We start from the raw sequence: 18,283 nt of genomic DNA, 5'->3' as shown, positions 1-18,283 counted from the left end.
TCCGCCGGGGTTACCAGCGGTAGTGGGCGAAGGCCTTGTTGGACTCCGCCATCTTGTGGGTGTCCTCGCGCTTCTTCACCGAGGCGCCGAGGCCGTTGCTGGCGTCGAGCAGCTCGTTCATCAGCCGCTCGGTCATGGTCTTCTCGCGACGCTGCCGGGCGTACACCACCAGCCACCGCAACGCGAGGGTGGTGCTGCGGGCGGGCCGCACCTCCACCGGGACCTGGTAGGTCGCGCCACCGACGCGGCGGCTGCGCACCTCCAGGGTGGGCTTGACGTTGTCGAGCGCGCGCTTGAGCGTGACGACCGGGTCGTTGCCGGTCTTCTCGCGGGCGCCCTCCAGGGCGTCGTACACGATGTTCTGCGCGATGGACCGCTTGCCGTCCAGGAGAATCTTGTTCACCAGCGCGGTCACCAGCGGCGAGTTGTAGACCGGGTCAGCGATCAGCTGTCGCTTGCCCGCGGGGCCCTTGCGCGGCATGTCAGCTCTTCTCCTTCTTCGCGCCGTAGTGGCTGCGCCCTTGCTTGCGGTTACGGACGCCCTGGGTGTCCAGCGTGCCGCGAATGATCTTGTACCGGACGCCCGGGAGGTCCTTCACACGGCCGCCGCGCACGAGCACGATCGAGTGCTCCTGCAGGTTGTGACCGACGCCCGGGATGTAGGCCGTGACCTCGATCCCGCTGGACAGCCGGACACGAGCGACCTTGCGCAGCGCGGAGTTGGGCTTCTTGGGCGTCGTCGTGTAGACGCGCGTGCAGACACCCCGGCGCTGGGGGCTGCCCTTCAGCGCAGGCGTCTTGTTCTTGGTCACCTTGTCCTGGCGGCCCTTCCGGACCAGCTGCTGGATCGTGGGCACCGCGTCTCCGTCTTCCCTCGTACCGAGCCGGTAAGTCTTGTTACTGCCTGGACCACACCCGTGTGGGGCCCATATCACCACCACTCGTGTGGCTGTGACCTGCCGGTTTCCCGACTCTCTCCGACCCACGCGGTCGGGCGTGTCGCGCTCTTCCGAGACCAGACCCGCACACCACCGCCCGGCCCCCAGGGGCCGAATCAAGCCGGGGAGTTTGGCGCGGCGCGGCGGACGCCACCTGAAGTGGCCCGATCCGCGCGCACGCAGAGCGGCCCGCATACTGCGGGCACGAAGGAAGAGATTACCCAGACGCGCGCCAAAGTGCAAAGCGAGCGGCGCACTACCGTGCCCGCCCCTTCCAGCGCAAGCCCGCGACGCCCCGAGGCGCCGCTTTTCCGTCTCCAGAACGGACGAATGCCGACGAGTGTTCCCGCCGCGAGAGGCGGAAGACCCGTCGGCATTGTCACCCGGCGACCCCGGGTTGGGGAAGATCTGGCCGAGTTTTTGACCTTCCCTAGCGGAGGAAGGCGAAATAGACGACGGCGAGGATGACCAGCACGGCCACCACGCCGCCGACGATCAGGAGCAGGTTCTTGCTGCCGCCGCCGCCCTTGCCGGAGCCGCCCTCGGCGCCGCCGTAGGTGGTGGGCTGGCCGTACTGCTGGCCGTACTGTCCCTGCTGCTGCGGCTGCTGCTGGCCGTACTGCCCCTGCTGCTGGGGCTGCTGGCCGTACTGGGCCTGCTGGCCCTGCTGCTGCTCGCCCGGCTGGCCGTACTGCTGCTGGCCGTACCCCTGCTGGCCCTGCTGCTGCCCGGGCTGGCCGTAGCCCTGCTGACCGTAGGGCTGCTGGCCGTAGCCCTGCTGCTGCCCCGGCTGGCTCTGCTGGCCCTGCTGGCCGTAACCCTGCTGGGCCTGCTGGCCGTGCTGTCCCCACCCCTGCTGGCCGATGTCCATGCGGGTCTGGTCGGCGTTGGCCGGGGCGTCGCCGCCCAGCGGCCCCTGGCCCTGGGACGAGGGGTCGAACGCCTGCGTCGACTGCGCGTCCTCACCCTGGCCGCCGGCCTGCGCCGGGGCGCCGAACGCCGGGGGCTCCTGGCCGAAGGCGGGGGGCTCCTGGCCGGACGGGGCGGCGCCGAAGCCCGAGTCGGGCGGCGGCACCATCAGCGTGCGGTCGTGGTCGCCCGGCCCCTGCTGCGCGCCGCCCTGGCCCTGGGGCTCGCCCTGCCACGGCTCGGGCGTGGACGGCGGCGTCGGCGCCTGCCACGGCTCGGGCGGCGCCTCGGACGGCTGCTTGCGCTCGGGGCCCGTCGCGACCGGGATGTCGGTGCCCGGCGACCAGTGCAGCGTCGCCTGGTCGTCGATGGGCGGCCGGGCCGGGGGCTGCTGCTGGTCGGCCGCCGGGGCGCCGGTGCCCGGACCCGGGACGATCAGCGTGCGGTCGGTGGCCGCCTCGGACTCGGCCGACTGCTGCGGCAGCTGGCCGGCCTGCGGGCCCGACTCGGGAGCGCCCTGCGGCTGGCCCGCACCCGGGAAGGGCGGCTGGCCGTAGCCGGGGGCCTGCGGCTGGTCGAAGGTCGTCGGCTGGTCGAAGGTCGGGGTCACCGGAGGAGCGCCGAAGCCCTGCTGCGGCTCCTGAGGCACGCCCTGCGGGGCCTGGGGAGGCTGGGGGGCCTGACCGTACGGCTGCTGCTCGTACGGCTGCTGCTGCTGCTCATACGGCTGCTGGCCGTAGGGCTGCTGCTCGTAGGGCTGCTGAGGCTGCCCGTACCCGCCGGGAGCGGGGGCGGGAGGCTGTCCGTACTGCTGCGGCTCCTGCGGAGCCCCGAAGGGCGGCTGGGGCGGCTGCGGCGGCCCCTCCGGCTCGGGCCGCGGCACCTGGATCGGCTCGATCATCGTGGGCGGAGGGGGAGGCGGCGTGGACCGCTCCTCGCGCGGCGGTGCCTGCGGGGGATGCGGCGGCTGCGCGGCGGGCGCGGGCGGCGCGGGCGGCTGCTGGCCCCCCAGCTGGGGCGCCCCGAAGATCACCGTGCGGTCTCCGAGCGGCCGCGCGGGCGGCTCGTTCTGTTCCGGCTGCGGCTTCTGCTCGCCGGCCGGGGTGTCCTTGTCGTCAGGCAACGGCCACTGCGGACCCTGCGTGCCGTCTTGATCGGTCATCGTCGGGCTCCTTCAGCGCCGTTGTCCTGGGCGTTTCCCTCTCCCAGGCCCGTGCCCGTCCACCCGGAGACGCGTGGCGCATAACGCGGCCTCCAGTACCTGTGCCGTTCCCTGGTGTGGTGGCCTCACCACGCTGGGGACTTTCGTCCCCAAGCCTGCCCCGATCGCCGGTGGTATCGCAAATCATCGGCACGGAAAACCCGCCGGACACGCGGGCGTTCTCCGGTCCGGCCGCGGGTTCCCGGATCTTTGAACGTTCACCTGGTGGCCGTACCCCGTCTTTAAGATCACCAAGTTCTGAAACCTCCTGATTTCTACGGTTTGTCGCCATGCACGGAGATCAGGCGGACCGGACGAGAGCCCTCCCGGCGACGACCGTACGCGGCGCGCGGGACGCCGCGCACGCGCCCCACCGGCGTACACGGTGGCGGGCGCCGGTGACCTGCCTCATATCGGCGGGCCTGCTGGCCCTGGCCCCGCTCCCCGCCGCGCCGCACGCGGCCGCGGCCCCAGCGGCCCCGGCGGCCCCGGCGGTGCGGGCGGCCCACCCGTTCGGCGACCCGCAGACGCTCCAGATCAGCCGCGAGGGCGCCACGGTACGGGCGCGCTGGCGCGCCGCCGCCGACGATCTGACCGCCCTGGCGCTGGCGCTCCGCGTCCTGGGCGGCAAGCGCACCTACGTCTACAAGGACGGCGCGCTGGTGCCGGAGGAGTCGGACGAGTCCGACGCGGTCACCCTCGCGGGGTCGCCCAGGCTCAAGGAGTACCTGCTCCGCAACATCCGGGTGGGCGTCAGGGGCACGGACTGTCCCGGAAAGGTGACCTCGACCGGGAACCTCGCGACCGACGGCGCGCTGCTGGAGTTCGCCTGCCCGGCGCCGGTCGCCTCGGCCGACATCACCGTGACCATGCTCACCGACCTGCACGCGTCGTACCGGACGCTGGCGAGCACGGCGCAGGGCGAGCGGCACACCTACACCAGGAGCGCGGCGACGCGCTCGTGGTCTTTGGATCGTTCCGCGGCGGGCGCGTCCGGGCCCGGCACGGCCGCGTGGCTCGCCGTGGCGGCGGCCGTGGCCGCCGCGGCGGCGGGAGCGGTGGTGCTCCGCACCCGGCGGGTGCGCGCCCGGCGGGGCCGCTCCGGTGGACGGCGCGCGGCCTCGTGATCATCGATCTGCCCGACTTCGGGGCGGCGTTCCACGAGCGGCTGCTCGCGTTCGTCGACTCCCCCGGCTTCGCCCCGGCCGCGCTCGCGGTCGCGTTCGTCGCCGGCGCCGCGCACGCCGCCGGGCCCGGGCACGGCAAGAGCCTGGCCGCCGCCTACCTGATCGGCGCGCGCGGCCGCGTCCGGGACGCGGCGTACCTGGGCCTCAGCGTCGCGGTGATGCACACCGTCTCCGTGCTGGCCATCGCGGTGGCCTGGACCTTCCTGTCCCTCTCGGACCTGGTCCGGATGGAGGAGCTCACCGCCGGGCTGCAGCTGGCCGGCGGCGTCATGGTCGTCGTCCTCGGCGGGTGGCTGCTGCGGCGCCACCTCTCCGGCCGCGCCCACCGGCACGACCACGGACACGGACATGGCCACGGACACGGACATGGCCACGGGCACGGACACGGGCAGGAGGGGCCCGGGCGGCCCGGGCTGGTGCTGCTGGGCGTGTCCGGCGGGCTCACGCCGTCGCCCTCGGCGTTCCTGGTGCTGCTGTCCGGGCTGTTCAGCGGGCGCACCGGCTTCGCGCTCGCACTGGTCGTCATCTTCGGCTGCGGCATGGCCGTGGTGCTGTTCGCCACCGGCCTGGCCGCCCTCTACGGCAGGGCCCTGGTGCTCAGGGCCGGCCGGACCCGCTCCCACGCCGCCGTCCGCCTCGCGGCACGGCTGGCACCCCTTGTCGCCGCGACCGGCATCACGCTCGCCGGTTGCGCGATCACCGCTACCGCGGTGATGAATCTCGCCGGAATACAGGAAGGTCTGAGATGAGACATCGTCACAGGACGTGGCGAAGACTCCGGGCGCCGATCGCGGTCACGGCCGCGCTCGCCGTCGCGCTGGGCGGGGCGGGGGCCGCCATGGCCACGGGCGCCGTCGAGAACGGCATCTGGCTGTCGGTCGAGGACGGGGACATCCTCACCGGGAAGGTCGTGCTGGCGGCGACCGACCGGCAGGACCGCGAGCCGGTGTCCCTCACCGTCGACGGGCAGGACAAGGAGGTCGCGACCACCGCCCCGAAGATCGCCGTCAGCTTCGCCGCCGACGGCTTCGAGGCCGGGTCGGGTTTCAAGAACAGCATCTGGGTCAACGGCGTCAAGGTGGCCGAGCCGGCGGTGAACGCCGGCGGCTACAGCCGGGTGACGGCGCGCGTCCCTGCGACGGCGTTCAAGGCCGGTGCCAACACCGTCCGCGTGCTGACCGGCAGCACCACCATGAACAACGACCCGGTCAACAACAACGACGACTTCTCGGTCCGTGACATGCGGCTCGGTTTCGACGACGGGACCGGCGCGGCCGACCCGGCGGTGACGCCGGGCACGGTCTTCAGGATCGGGGACAGCGCCGGGATGACCCGGTACCAGGACTGGACGATCGCGATGCCGGACGAGCAGCTGCTCGCCCAGCAGACCCACACCTGGGACACCGCGGCGCTCAAGGCCGGCACCTACGAGGTGGTCGCCAAGGCAAAGGACGGCTCCCGGGTGGCGCGCGCCGAGGTCCACGTGGACCACAGCGCGCCGGTGACGATGAGCCTGGCCGACGGCGACGTGGTCGCCGGCGGGCGGGAGATCGTCGCGGGCAGCGACGGGCCGGTGTCGATCAGCGTGGGCGACGCGAAGCTGCCGGTCGAGTCGCGCGACGCGCCCGACCCCGAGTTCGTCTTCCAGGCCCACGACTACCAGACCGGCGGCTTCCGCAACAGCATCTGGCTGAACGGGGAGCTGCTGGCCGAGCCCAAGCTGGGCACGGTGACGAACTTCGCCGAGGCCAGGGTGACCGTCCCGTGGGCGAAGCTGCGGGAGGGCCAGAACACCGTCTGGGTCCGCACGGGCAGCGCGCAGGCGCCGGTCGACGAGGGCGGCGCCAACAACAACGACGACTTCCAGATCCGCGACGCGCGGCTGGAGTTCGGGGCCGGGCAGGTCCTGCGCGACCCGTCGGTGCCCCCGGACGAGGTCCTGCGCATCGGGGACAACATCACGCCCAAGGCGTACTACAAGGCGTTCACGCTGAACGTCCCGGCGTCCTACCGCACCGAGTACGTGGCGCACTGGGACTCCAGCGGGGTCGCCGACGGCACGCACAAGGTCGTCGCCTCGAAGGAGGGCAGCAGGCGCACCGCCACGGCGTCGGTGGTCGTGGACAACACCGGCCCCGAGGTGACGGTCAAGAGCCCCGAGGCGGGCAAGCGGTACAAGGAGGCGCCGTTCGTCGTCGACGTCGCCGCCGGCGACCCGCACGCCGTCGAGTCGGTCGAGATCACCCTGGACGGCAGGACCGTCGCCAACGGCACCCGGTTCACCGCCGACGAGCTGAAGGACGGCGCGCACACGCTGGTCGCCAAGGCGGTCGACAAGCTCGGCAACACCACCGAGAAGACCGTGAAGTTCGAGACGATCGGCAACTACCCGCTGACGCCGTCGGACCCGGACCCGGCCGACGGGGCCACCGACCGCTCGCCCAGCGACACCACGCTGGGCGTGAAGGTGGCCGACCCCGCCGGCGACCCGGTCGACGTGGCCGTGAAGTGGGCGTACAAGGGCGACTTCGCCGAGGGGACCGGCACCGCGACGCAGGGGTCGTCGACGGCCGCCGTCCCGGGCCGCGCCGCCGGCGACGCGCTGGACGGCACCGCGGTCGAGGCGCTGAAGGCCAAGGACGGCAAGGTGACCACGTCCAAGGGCACCGGCGCCTACCCGTTCCAGCAGTTCGAGATGGAGGTGCCCCCCGGGCTGGCGGCGCAGCGCTACACCGTGTCCTGGAACGGGAAGGTCCCGGCCGGGCAACGGGCCGCGCTGTCGGTGTGGAACTACGGCACGCAGAAGTGGCAGCTCCTCGCCGAGGGGCAGGGCGGCGCCGACCTCGCGCTCAGCGGCCAGGCCGACATCGGGCAGACCGTCCGGGACGGCAGGGCCCGCGTGATGGTGCAGGACGTCGCCGCGTCGGTGATCTCGGAGAAGGACGCCGTGTTCGCCTGGATGACCGACACCCAGCACTACTCCGAGCGGGAGCCCGAGACCTACCAGAAGATGGTGGACTGGGCGATCACCAACCGGCATGCGCGCAACATCGGCTACGGCGTGCACACCGGTGACATCGTGGAGCACGCCGGGGTCAGCCAGGAGTGGGCGAACGCGTCCAGGATCATGAAGACCTGGGACGACGCGGGCCTGCCGTACGGCATCGTCCCCGGCAACCACGACATCGGCAACGGCCACTACGAGGTCTACCGGACGCACTTCGGCGAGCAGCGCTACAAGGGCAGGCCGTGGTACGGCGGCACGGTGGACGACAACGTCCAGCACTACGACATCGTCTCCACCCCGGGCGCGGACTACCTGGTCATGTACCTGGACTGGAGCCTGGGGGCCGAGGAGATCGCCTGGGCCAACAAGGTGATCAAGGCGCATCCCGAGCACAACGTGGTGATCGCGACCCACCAGTACATCACCGTCGGCGGCGCCTACTACGGGCCCGGACAGCAGATCTTCGACGAGATCGTGCTGCCCAACAAGAACGTCGACCTGGTGCTGTCGGGTCACGTCCACGGCGTCGCGCTGAACGTCAAGCGCGACGGCGACCGCACGATCGTCGAGGTGCTCGCCGACTACCAGGAGGTCCCGACCTCCGGCGGCGGCTGGATGCGCACCGTCGGGTTCGACACCAAGGCGCAGACGATCAGCAACGAGACGTTCTCGGTGCTGAGCGACGGCGACCACTACTGGGACCGCGACCTGGAGAACTTCACGGTCAAGTCCGAGATCAAGGCGCCTGCCCGGGAGGTCAGCACCGACTACGTCGGCGTCACCGCGCTGACGTCCTCGACGGTGGGCTCCGCGGCGGACATGGCCTCCGGGACCCGGGTGAAGGTCCCGGCGGGCGAGCTGAAGCCGGACACGCGCTACAGCTGGTACGCCGAGGCCACCGACGCCGACGGGTACCGCGCCACGTCCCCGGTGTGGTCGTTCACCACGGGCAAGGCCCGGACGAAGACCACGCCGGCGGCCAAGAACGAGAACACCGAGTTCGGTGAGGAAGGGAGGCTCGGCGCGAGCGGGCTGCCGCGCGACGCGACCGGGACCGTGGAGTTCAAGGCGGGCGACAGGGTGCTGTGCGCGGCGGAGGTCTCCGGCGGCAGGGCCGAATGCGCGTCACCGCCGGACCTGCCCGCGGGGACGTACCCGGTGACCGCGCACTACGGCGGGGACTCGGTGTACGCGGGCTCGTCGGCGAACCTCACCCTGACCGTGGGCAAGGGCGACGCCGATCTGCGCGGCGACGCCGTCGTGAACGGCTCGGCCATCACGCTCAAGGCCGGGGTGGACAAGCTCGCGGGCGGCCAGGTCATCTTCAGCCTGAACGGCTCGGAGCTGTGCACCGCGACCGTCAAGGACGGCGCCGCGTCCTGCTCGCCCGCGCAGAACCCGGGTGAGGGCAGGCACAAGGTGACCGTCCAGTACGGCGGTGACGCCAACTTCAGGCCGGACACCGACACCGTGACCCTCAGGGTGCGCTGACCGTAGATCGATCCGTATCGAGTCCAATGCGGGCCGCCTCCCCACACGGGAGGCGGCCCGTCTCACTCACGAGTGGCCGAGGATCGGGTGCGGCCGGTAGGGGGCCTCCAGCCGCGCCACCTCCTCCTCGCTCAGCTTCAGCCCTACCGCGGCGGCCGCGTCCTCCACATGCCCGAGCTTGGTCGCCCCGATGATGGGCGCCGTGACCCCGGGACGTCCCAGCAGCCAGGCCAGGGCCACCTGCGCCATGGGCACGCCGCGCTCGCCGGCGATCTCCTGGACGGCGTCGACCACGGCGAAGTCGTCCTCCTGGTAGAGCTGGTCGGCCATCTTGTCGCTGTTGGCCCGTACGGTACGGCGCTCGCCGCCGCGCCCCCGGGAACCCGCCAGCAGCCCGCGCGCCAGCGGGCTCCACGGGATGACGCCCACGCCCTGGTCCAGGCAGAGCGGGATCATCTCCCGCTCCTCCTCCCGGTAGGCCAGGCTGTAGTGGTTCTGCATCGCGACGAACCTGGCCCAGCCGTTGGCCTCGGCGATGTGCTGCGCCTTGGCGAACTGCCAGGCGAACATGCTGGAGGCCCCGATGTAGCGCGCCTTGCCCGCGCGCACGATGTCGTTGAGCGCCTCCATCGTCTCCTCGATGGGCGTCTCGTAGTCCCAGCGGTGGATCTGGTAGAGATCCACGTAATCGGTGCCGAGCCGCCGGAGCGAGTCGTCCACGGCCGCCAGGACGTGCTTGCGGGACAGGCCGCGGTCGTTGGGCCCCTCCCCCATCGGGAAGTAGACCTTGGTGGCCAGGACGTAGTCGTCGCGGCGCCGGAAGAAGCGGGACAGCAGCCGTCCGGTGATCTCCTCCGACCGGCCGACCGAGTACATGTCGGCGGTGTCGAAGAAGGTGACGCCGGCGTCCACCGCGCTCCGGACGATCGGCTCGGCGTCGCCCTCCGCCAGGAACCACTCGCGGTCCTTCGGGTCCCCATAGCTCATCATCCCGAGGCAGACACGCGAGACCCGCATCCCCGTGCCGCCGAGCCTGATCTGCTCCATGTCCCTCCTCACGACGGACCCCGCCGGGCCCGTGAAGTCCATGATCTCCGACACCGCCGTCACCGCGCCCGGAGGACGGCGAAGGGGCCCGTCCCCGGCGGGACGGACCCCTTCACGCGTGCGCGGCCCCCTGCGTGCGCGAGAGGCCGCTCACTCGAAGGCGCGGCACTCGACGGCGGCTCGTCGTTCGGTCATCCCGTGCCCGACCGACCAGGTCACGCACGCCCACTGCTTCTGGTCGAGCCGCGGGTGGCCGCACTCGGTGACGCTCGAGTAGGTGCGGCAGTCCTGGCGCGCGTTCCCCCCGTGGGACGGCTGGGACGGCTGCGCGGAGGCCGCTCCCGCTCCGCCGAACCCGACGGCGGCGACGATCAGAACACCGGTCATGACCTTTTTCATATGATTCCTCCCCCGTCGTGCACATTAGCCAACGAGAGCGTTCGTCCCCGGCCCCACTGCGGCAAAACGCTGCAAAGCCTAAAGAAAGGGATGGAAAGCCCAGGTCACGGCCCCGGTCCCGCGCAGGAGGGCGGCCGCACGGGACTCCCCTGGTGCTTCCGCGATCAAGTGTCGGCCGCGCGTGGCATGCTGCGGCGACATGACCGATCGGAGGCCGCGGGAGGTGCTCGACCTTCCCGAGCCCCGCTGAGCGGGCCGCTGACGCAGGGCCGCGGGAAACGCGAGAGGCCCCTCCCGAGACTGGCTCGGAAGGGGCCTCTGTGCGCTTCACCCTCGCGGGTGCCGCCTGCTTACCGGTTGTACTGGCCGAAGTCGTACTCCTCCAGCGGCACGGCCTCGCCCGAGCCCTGGCCGAAGGCGTACTCGGCGCCGTCGTCGTACGAGCCGACGCTGTAGACGGCGGCCTTGGCCTCCTCGGTCGGCTCCACCCGGACGTTGCGGTACTGCGGCATGCCGGTACCCGCCGGGATGAGCTTACCGATGATGACGTTCTCCTTGAGGCCCAGCAGCGGGTCGCTCTTGGCGTGCATGGCCGCCTCGGTGAGGACCCGGGTGGTCTCCTGGAAGGACGCCGCCGACAGCCACGACTCGGTGGCCAGCGAGGCCTTGGTGATGCCCATCAGGACCGGGCGGCCCGCGGCGGGCACCCCGCCCTCGGCCACCACGTTGCGGTTGCGCTCCTCGAAGATCGGCCGCTCGATCAGGTCACCGGGCAGCAGGTCGGTGTCGCCCGACTCGAGGATGTTCACCCGCTTCAGCATCTGGCGGACGATGATCTCGATGTGCTTGTCGTGGATCGACACACCCTGCGACCGGTAGACCTCCTGGACCTCCTGGACCAGGTGGAGCTGCACGGCGCGGGGGCCGAGGATCCGCAGCACCTCGTGCGGGTTGATCGCACCCGCGATGAGCTGCTGGCCGACCACGACCCGCTCGCCCTCCTTGACCAGGAGGCGCGACCGCATCGGGACCTGGTAGGCGATCTCCTCCGAGCCGTCGTCCGGGACGATGACGACCTTGCGGGTCTTCTCCGTCTCGTCGATCTTGACCCGGCCGGCCACCTCGCTGATCGGGGCCACGCCCTTGGGGATACGGGCCTCGAACAGCTCCTGCACACGCGGCAGACCGTGCGTGATGTCACCGCCGGCCACACCGCCGGTGTGGAAGGTACGCATCGTCAGCTGGGTGCCGGGCTCACCGATGGACTGCGCCGCGATGATGCCGACGGCCTCACCGACGTCCACCCGCTTGCCGGTGGCCAGCGAGCGGCCGTAGCACGCCGCGCAGACGCCGATCTTGGCCTCGCAGACCAGGGCGCTGCGGGTGCGCACCTTGTCGACGCCCGCCTCGACCAGGCGGGACACCACCGTGTCGGACAGGTCGGTGTCGGCCGGGAAGATGACCGTCCCGTCGACCACGACCTCCTCGGCGATGGTCCGCCCGACCAGGCTGGTCTCCGAGGTCGCGGGCTTCACCAGCGTGCCGTCCGGCAGCCGGTCGGCGACCTCGAACGGGATGGTGCGGTCGGTGCCGCAGTCCTCCTCGCGGACGATGACGTCCTGCGCCACGTCCACCAGCCGCCGGGTCAGGTACCCGGAGTCGGCGGTCCGGAGCGCGGTGTCGGCCAGGCCCTTCCGGGCGCCGTGGGTCGAGATGAAGTACTCGACCACCGACAGGCCCTCGCGGAACGAGGACTTGATCGGCCGCGGGATGGTCTCGCCCTTGGGGTTGGAGACCAGACCGCGCATACCGGCGATCTGCCGCACCTGCAGCGGGTTGCCGCGCGCGCCGGAGTTGACCATCATCCAGACCGGGTTGGTCCGGGGGAAGGCCTTCTCCATGTCGACCGCGACCTCGGCCGTGGCCTTGTTCCAGATCTCGATGAGCTCCTGCTTGCGCTCGTCATCGGTGATCAGGCCGCGGTTGAACTCGCGCTGGACCTTGTCGGCCTGGCGCTCGTAGTCGCCGAGGATGGTGGCCTTGTTCGGCGGGACGACGACGTCCTCGATCGAGATGGTGACCCCGGACCGGGTGGCCCAGTGGAAACCGGTGCTCTTGAGGGCGTCCAGCGCGTTGGCGACCTCCACCTTGGGGTAGCTCTCGGCCAGCTCGTTCACGATCGCCGACAGCTGCTTCTTCCCGACCTCGTAGTTCACGAAGGGGAAGTCGGCGGGCAGCGTCTCGTTGAACAGCGCCCGGCCCAGGGTGGTCTCCAGCCGGTACGGCTGGCCGGGCTCGTAGCCCTCGGGGGCCGTCCAGTCGCGCGGCGGCGGGACGTCCTTCAGCCGGACCTGGACGGTGGCCTGCAGGTCGAGCTCGCCCCGGTCGTAGGCCATGACGGCCTCGGCGACCGAGCCGAACGCGCGGCCCTCGCCCTCGGCGCTCTCCTTGAGCGTGGTCAGCCAGTACAGCCCGATGACCATGTCCTGGGTGGGCATGGTGACCGGCTTGCCGTCCGACGGCTTGAGGATGTTGTTGGTGGACAGCATCAGGATCCGCGCCTCGGCCTGCGCCTCCGCCGACAGCGGCAGGTGCACCGCCATCTGGTCGCCGTCGAAGTCGGCGTTGAACGCGGTGCAGACCAGCGGGTGGATCTGGATGGCCTTGCCCTCGACCAGCTGCGGCTCGAACGCCTGGATGCCCAGCCGGTGCAGGGTCGGCGCGCGGTTCAGCAGCACGGGGTGCTCGGTGATGACCTCTTCGAGGACGTCCCACACCACCGGGCGGGCCCGCTCGACCATGCGCTTGGCGGACTTGATGTTCTGCGCGTGGTTGAGGTCGACCAGCCGCTTCATCACGAACGGCTTGAACAGCTCCAGCGCCATCTGCTTGGGCAGGCCGCACTGGTGCAGCTTCAGCTGCGGGCCGACCACGATGACCGAACGGCCGGAGTAGTCGACGCGCTTGCCCAGCAGGTTCTGCCGGAACCGGCCCTGCTTGCCCTTGAGCATGTCCGACAGCGACTTCAGCGGGCGGTTGCCCGGCCCGGTGACCGGGCGGCCGCGGCGGCCGTTGTCGAACAGCGCGTCGACGGCCTCCTGCAGCATCCGCTTCTCGTTGTTGACGATGATCTCGGGCGCGCCCAGGTCGAGCAGGCGCTTGAGCCGGTTGTTCCGGTTGATGACCCGGCGGTACAGGTCGTTCAGGTCGGAGGTCGCGAAGCGGCCACCGTCCAGCTGCACCATCGGACGCAGGTCCGGCGGGATCACCGGGATGCAGTCCAGCACCATGCCGAGCGGGCTGTTGCGGGTGTTGAGGAACGCCGAGACGACCTTGAGCCGCTTGAGGGCGCGGGCCTTCTTCTGGCCCTTGCCGGTGCGGATGATGTCGCGGAGCTTCTCGGCCTCGGCCTCGAGGTCGAAGTTCTGCAGGCGCGCCTGGATGGCGGCGGCGCCCATCCCGCCCTCGAAGTACTTGCCGAAGCGGTCGCGCATCTCGCGGTAGAGGAGCTCGTCGCCCTCAAGGTCCTGGACCTTGAGGTTCTTGAAGCGGCTCCAGACCTCGTCGAGCCGGTCCAGCTCGCGCTGGGCCCGGTCGCGGAGCTGCTTCATCTCGCGCTCGGCACCGTCGCGGATCTTGCGCTTCTGGTCGGCCTTGGCGCCGGCCTCCTCCAGCTCCGCCAGGTCGGCCTCCAGCTTCTGCTGGCGGCCCTCGACCGCGGCGTCGCGGGCCTGCTCGATCTGCTGGCGCTCCACCGAGATGTGCGCCTCCAGCGTGGGCAGGTCGCGGTCGCGCCGCTCCCCGTCCACGCTGGTGATCATGTACGCCGCGAAGTAGATGATCTTCTCGAGATCCTTCGGGGCCAGGTCCAGGAGGTAGCCGAGCCGCGACGGCACGCCCTTGAAGTACCAGATGTGGGTGACCGGGGCGGCCAGCTCGATGTGGCCCATCCGCTCACGCCGCACCTTGGCCCGGGTCACCTCGACGCCGCAGCGCTCACAGATGATGCCCTTGAAGCGGACGCGCTTGTACTTGCCGCAGTAGCACTCCCAGTCCCGGGTCGGACCGAAGATCTTCTCGCAGAAGAGCCCGTCCTTCTCCGGCTTGAGGGTCCGGTAGTTGATCGTCTCGGGCTTCTTCACCTCGCCGTGCGACCACTGGCGGATGTCGTCGGCGGTCGCCAGACCGATGCGAAGCTCGTCGAAGAAGTTGACGTCAAGCAACTGTTTTTCCCCTTGAGTTGATCAGACCTCTTCGACACTGCTCGGCTCACGCCGGGACAGGTCGATGCCGAGCTCCTCCGCGGCGCGGAAGACGTCCTCGTCGGTGTCGCGCATCTCGATGGACATGCCGTCGCTGGAGAGCACCTCGACGTTGAGGCACAGCGACTGCATCTCCTTGATGAGCACCTTGAAGGACTCGGGAATGCCGGGCTCGGGGATGTTCTCGCCCTTGACGATGGCCTCGTAGACCTTCACGCGGCCGAGCACGTCGTCGGACTTGATGGTCAGCAGCTCCTGGAGCGCGTAGGCGGCGCCGTAGGCCTCCAGCGCCCAGACCTCCATCTCACCGAACCGCTGCCCGCCGAACTGGGCCTTACCCCCGAGCGGCTGCTGGGTGATCATGGAGTACGGGCCGGTCGACCGCGCGTGGATCTTGTCGTCGACCAGGTGGAGCAGCTTGAGGATGTAGATGTAGCCGACCGAGATCGGGTCCTTGTACGGCTCGCCGGTGCGCCCGTCGAACATCCGGGCCTTGCCGCCGGGGCCGACCAGGCGCTGGCCGTCCCGGTTGGGCAGGGTGCTGGCGATCAGGCCGGTGACGTCGTCCTCGCGGGCGCCGTCGAACACCGGGGTCGCGGTGTTGGTCCACGGCTCGGCCTCGTCGGCGCCGATCGCCTGCAGGGCCCGCTTCCAGTCGGCGTCGTCGCCCTCGACCTTCCAGCCGCGGCTGGCCACCCACCCCAGGTGGGTCTCCAGGACCTGGCCGACGTTCATCCGGCCGGGCACGCCCAGCGGGTTCAGGACGATGTCGACCGGGGTGCCGTCCTCCAGGAACGGCATGTCCTCGACCGGCAGCACCTTGGAGATGACGCCCTTGTTGCCGTGCCGGCCCGCCAGCTTGTCCCCGTCGGTGATCTTGCGCTTCTGCGCCACGTACACCCGGACCAGCTCGTTGACGCCCGGCGGCAGCTCGTCGCCCTCGTCCCGGGAGAACACCCGGACACCGATGACCTTGCCCTGCTCACCGTGCGGCACCTTCAGCGAGGTGTCGCGCACCTCGCGCGCCTTCTCACCGAAGATCGCCCGCAGCAGCCGCTCCTCGGGCGTCAGCTCGGTCTCACCCTTCGGCGTGACCTTGCCCACCAGGATGTCCCCGGGCACCACGTCGGCGCCGATCCGGATGATCCCGCGCTCGTCGAGATCGGCCAGCACCTCCTCCGACACGTTCGGGATGTCCCGGGTGATCTCCTCGGGCCCCAGCTTGGTGTCACGGGCGTCGACCTCGTGCTCCTCGATGTGGATCGAGGACAGGACATCGTCCTGCACCAGCCGCTGGGAGAGGATGATGGCGTCCTCGTAGTTGTGACCCTCCCACGGCATGAACGCCACCAGCAGGTTCTTGCCCAGCGCCATCTCGCCCTGGTCGGTGCACGGCCCGTCGGCCACGACCTGGCCCACCTCGACCCGGGCGCCCTCGTCCACGATGGGCTTCTGGTTGAAGCAGGTGCCCTGGTTGGACCGCTTGAACTTGGCGACCCGGTAGGTGGTGCGGGTGCCGTCATCGTTCATCACGGTCACGTAGTCGGCGGAGACCTCCTCGACCACGCCGGCCTTCTCGGCCACGATGACGTCACCGGCGTCGACCGCGGCGCGGTACTCCATGCCGGTGCCCACCAGCGGCGACTCGCTGCGCAGCAGCGGCACCGACTGGCGCTGCATGTTGGAGCCCATCAGCGCCCGGTTGGCGTCGTCGTGCTCCAGGAACGGGATCATCGCGGTGGCGACCGAGGTCATCTGCCGCGCCGAGACGTCCATGTACTGGACCTCGCGCGGGCCCACCAGCTCGACCTCGCCGCCCTTCTTGCGGATCAGGACCTTGGACTCGGCGAACGAGCCGTCGTCGTTCAGCGCCGAGTTGGCCTGCGCGATGACGTAGCGGTCCTCCTCGTCGGCGGTGAGGTAGTCGATCTGCTCGGTGACGACGCCGTCCTCGACCTTGCGGTAGGGGGTCTCGACGAAGCCGAAGGGGTTCACCCGCCCGAACGCCGCCAGCGACCCGATCAGGCCGATGTTGGGGCCTTCCGGCGTCTCGATCGGGCACATCCGCCCGTAGTGCGAGGGGTGGACGTCACGGACCTCCATGCCCGCCCGCTCACGCGACAGACCGCCCGGACCCAGCGCCGACAGCCGCCGCTTGTGGGTCAGCCCGGCCAGGGGGTTGGTCTGGTCCATGAACTGGGACAGCTGGCTGGTGCCGAAGAACTCCTTGATGGAGGCCACGACCGGCCGGATGTTGATCAGGGTCTGCGGCGTGATCGCCTCGACGTCCTGGGTGGTCATCCGCTCCCGGACCACGCGCTCCATCCGGGCCAGGCCCAGCCGGACCTGGTTCTGGATCAGCTCGCCGACCGTGCGCAGCCGCCGGTTGCCGAAGTGGTCGATGTCGTCCACCTCGATGGGCACCGACACCGCGCCGAGCGTGCCCTCTTCCTCACCGGCGTGCAGCCGGACCAGGTACTCGATGGTGGCGACGACGTCGTCCTCGGTCATCGTGCCCTGGTTCATGTCCAGGTCCAGACCGAGCTTCTTGTTCACCTTGTAACGCCCGACCTTGGCCATGTCGTAGCGCTTGGGGTTGAAGTACAGGTTCTCCAGCAGGGTCTGCGCCGACTCCTTGGTCGGCGGCTCGCCCGGACGCAGCTTGCGGTAGATGTCCAGCAGCGCGTCGTCCTGCCCGGAGGTGTGGTCCTTCTCCAGGGTCACATTGATCGACTCATAGCCGCCGAACCGCTCGCGGATGCGCTCCTCGGTCCACCCCAGCGCCTTCAGCAGCACCGTCACCGGCTGCTTGCGCTTGCGGTCGATCCGGACGCCCACGTTGTCGCGCTTGTCGATCTCGAACTCGAGCCAGGCGCCGCGGCTCGGGATGACCTTGCAGCCGTAGATGTCCTTGTCGGACGCCTTGTCGAGGGCGCGGTCGAAGTAGACACCGGGCGAGCGGACCAGCTGGGAGACCACGACCCGCTCGGTGCCGTTGATGATGAAGGTGCCCTTGGGCGTCATGAGCGGGAAGTCGCCCATGAACACCGTCTGGCTCTTGATCTCACCGGTGGTGTTGTTGATGAACTCCGCCGTGACGAACATCGGGGCGGAGAAGGTCATGTCCTTGTCCTTGCACTCCTCCACGGAGTACTTGGGCGGCTCGAACCGGTGGTCCCGGAACGACAGGGACATGGTCCCGGAGAAGTCCTCGATGGGACTGATCTCCTCGAAGATCTCTTCGAGACCCGACTGCGTCGGGGCCTTGTCTCCGGCCTTCTGGGCCGCCTCGACCCGGGACTTCCACCTCTCGTTGCCCAGCAGCCAGTCAAAGGAGTTGGTCTGCAGCGCAAGGAGGTCCGGGACTTCGAGCGGCTCCTTGATGCGCGCGAAGGAGACGCGGTTCGGACCGGTTGCGGTATTCGAGGCGTTGCGCGAGGCTGCCAAGAGTGGTCCTTCCGAGGGCTCGCGGCGTAACTGACGACACGCACGCCAGACGATCCAGGCGGGAGACCCGGGCGAAGAGCCCCGAAAAGGGGCACGACAGGGGTGCTCTCACACGTGGATAGTCAGAGGGCAGCGCAAAGGGGCAGTGTAGCCGACTACCACACCGCTCGCAACTCTAGCGCCGAAGTATGCATCACGTTGCCATGGAGCATCGCCTCTGAACGCCGCCGAGTCAAGAGCGGACTTGGACTTTTCGGGCTCTGACCTGCAGTGAGGAAGGCCATAGTTTAGGATTCCGGCCACCTACCGGCAGGTAGCCACTCTCAGGTCCCGCCGGCGAACCTCCAGAACCCCCTGCACACAGTGCTTCCAGCACATTCCGGCGCCGTCGCCGG

10 protein-coding genes are annotated in these 18,283 nt (G+C 70.3%); 3 read left to right on the top strand and 7 right to left on the bottom strand.

All coding sequences use genetic code 11. From position 1 onward, the window contains the following. Positions 1-10 precede the first annotated feature (10 nt). From rpsG to ACZ466_RS27050, 3 genes are all read right to left on the bottom strand, one after another. Positions 11-481 (bottom strand): 30S ribosomal protein S7, encoded by a 471-nt coding sequence (rpsG, locus tag ACZ466_RS27060; RefSeq protein ID WP_344596365.1) that lies wholly within the window; start codon positions 479-481, stop codon positions 11-13. Position 482: 1 nt separating this feature from the next. Beyond that, positions 483-857, bottom strand: a complete 375-nt coding sequence (rpsL, locus tag ACZ466_RS27055) for a 30S ribosomal protein S12 (protein ID WP_117398359.1) — start codon at positions 855-857, stop codon at positions 483-485. A gap of 511 nt (positions 858-1,368) precedes the next feature. Beyond that, positions 1,369-3,009, bottom strand: coding sequence for a hypothetical protein (locus ACZ466_RS27050; protein WP_378292018.1), 1,641 nt, complete (start codon positions 3,007-3,009; stop codon positions 1,369-1,371). 329 nt (positions 3,010-3,338) lie between these two features. Here ACZ466_RS27050 and ACZ466_RS27045 point away from each other — a divergent pair, with 329 nt between their 5' ends. The 3 genes from ACZ466_RS27045 to ACZ466_RS27035 are packed head-to-tail and all read left to right on the top strand — an operon-like array spanning position 3,339 to position 8,733. Continuing rightward, a complete protein-coding gene (locus ACZ466_RS27045; RefSeq protein ID WP_378292016.1) occupies positions 3,339-4,175 on the top strand; it encodes a hypothetical protein in 837 nt (278 codons plus the stop codon). Then, entirely contained in the window at positions 4,172-4,984 is an 813-nt protein-coding gene (locus ACZ466_RS27040) for a HoxN/HupN/NixA family nickel/cobalt transporter (protein ID WP_378292014.1), read from the top strand. Before ACZ466_RS27045 ends, ACZ466_RS27040 begins: the two co-directional genes overlap by 4 nt. Continuing rightward, positions 4,981-8,733, top strand: a complete 3,753-nt coding sequence (locus ACZ466_RS27035) for an Ig-like domain repeat protein (RefSeq protein ID WP_378292012.1) — start codon at positions 4,981-4,983, stop codon at positions 8,731-8,733. The genes ACZ466_RS27040 and ACZ466_RS27035 overlap by 4 nt, the downstream gene beginning before the upstream one ends. A 66-nt stretch (positions 8,734-8,799) precedes the next feature. Here ACZ466_RS27035 and ACZ466_RS27030 read toward each other — a convergent pair whose 3' ends face one another. The 4 genes from ACZ466_RS27030 to rpoB all read right to left on the bottom strand — a co-directional run bounded on the left by ACZ466_RS27030 (position 8,800) and on the right by rpoB (position 17,888). Beyond that, positions 8,800-9,780, bottom strand: a complete 981-nt coding sequence (locus tag ACZ466_RS27030) for an aldo/keto reductase (RefSeq protein WP_378292010.1) — start codon at positions 9,778-9,780, stop codon at positions 8,800-8,802. A 150-nt stretch (positions 9,781-9,930) separates the two neighbouring features. Further along, the gene (locus tag ACZ466_RS27025; RefSeq protein WP_378292008.1) at positions 9,931-10,167 is read right to left on the bottom strand and encodes a hypothetical protein; all 237 of its coding nucleotides are present in this window, start codon (positions 10,165-10,167) and stop codon (positions 9,931-9,933) included. A 362-nt stretch (positions 10,168-10,529) separates the two neighbouring features. Continuing rightward, on the bottom strand, positions 10,530-14,402 hold the full coding sequence (locus tag ACZ466_RS27020) for a DNA-directed RNA polymerase subunit beta' (protein WP_464043984.1): 3,873 nt from the start codon (positions 14,400-14,402) through the stop codon (positions 10,530-10,532). Between the two features lie 21 nt (positions 14,403-14,423). Continuing rightward, entirely contained in the window at positions 14,424-17,888 is a 3,465-nt protein-coding gene (gene rpoB / locus ACZ466_RS27015; protein WP_464043983.1) for a DNA-directed RNA polymerase subunit beta, read from the bottom strand. Positions 17,889-18,283: the final 395 nt, after the last annotated feature.

This window comes from Actinomadura rugatobispora (assembly GCF_055379765.1).
This window is presented reverse-complemented; position numbering and strand designations above follow the sequence as displayed.

Bases quoted from the DNA above. Each gene is read 5' to 3' on its own strand.
- rpsG (WP_344596365.1), bottom strand. From the start codon at position 481: ATGCCGCGCAAGGGCCCCGCGGGCAAGCGACAGCTGATCGCTGACCCG.
- ACZ466_RS27050 (WP_378292018.1), bottom strand. From the start codon at position 3,009: ATGACCGATCAAGACGGCACGCAGGGTCCGCAGTGGCCGTTGCCTGAC.
- ACZ466_RS27045 (WP_378292016.1), top strand. From the start codon at position 3,339: ATGCACGGAGATCAGGCGGACCGGACGAGAGCCCTCCCGGCGACGACC.
- ACZ466_RS27035 (WP_378292012.1), top strand. From the start codon at position 4,981: ATGAGACATCGTCACAGGACGTGGCGAAGACTCCGGGCGCCGATCGCG.
- ACZ466_RS27030 (WP_378292010.1), bottom strand. From the start codon at position 9,780: ATGGAGCAGATCAGGCTCGGCGGCACGGGGATGCGGGTCTCGCGTGTC.
- ACZ466_RS27025 (WP_378292008.1), bottom strand. From the start codon at position 10,167: ATGACCGGTGTTCTGATCGTCGCCGCCGTCGGGTTCGGCGGAGCGGGA.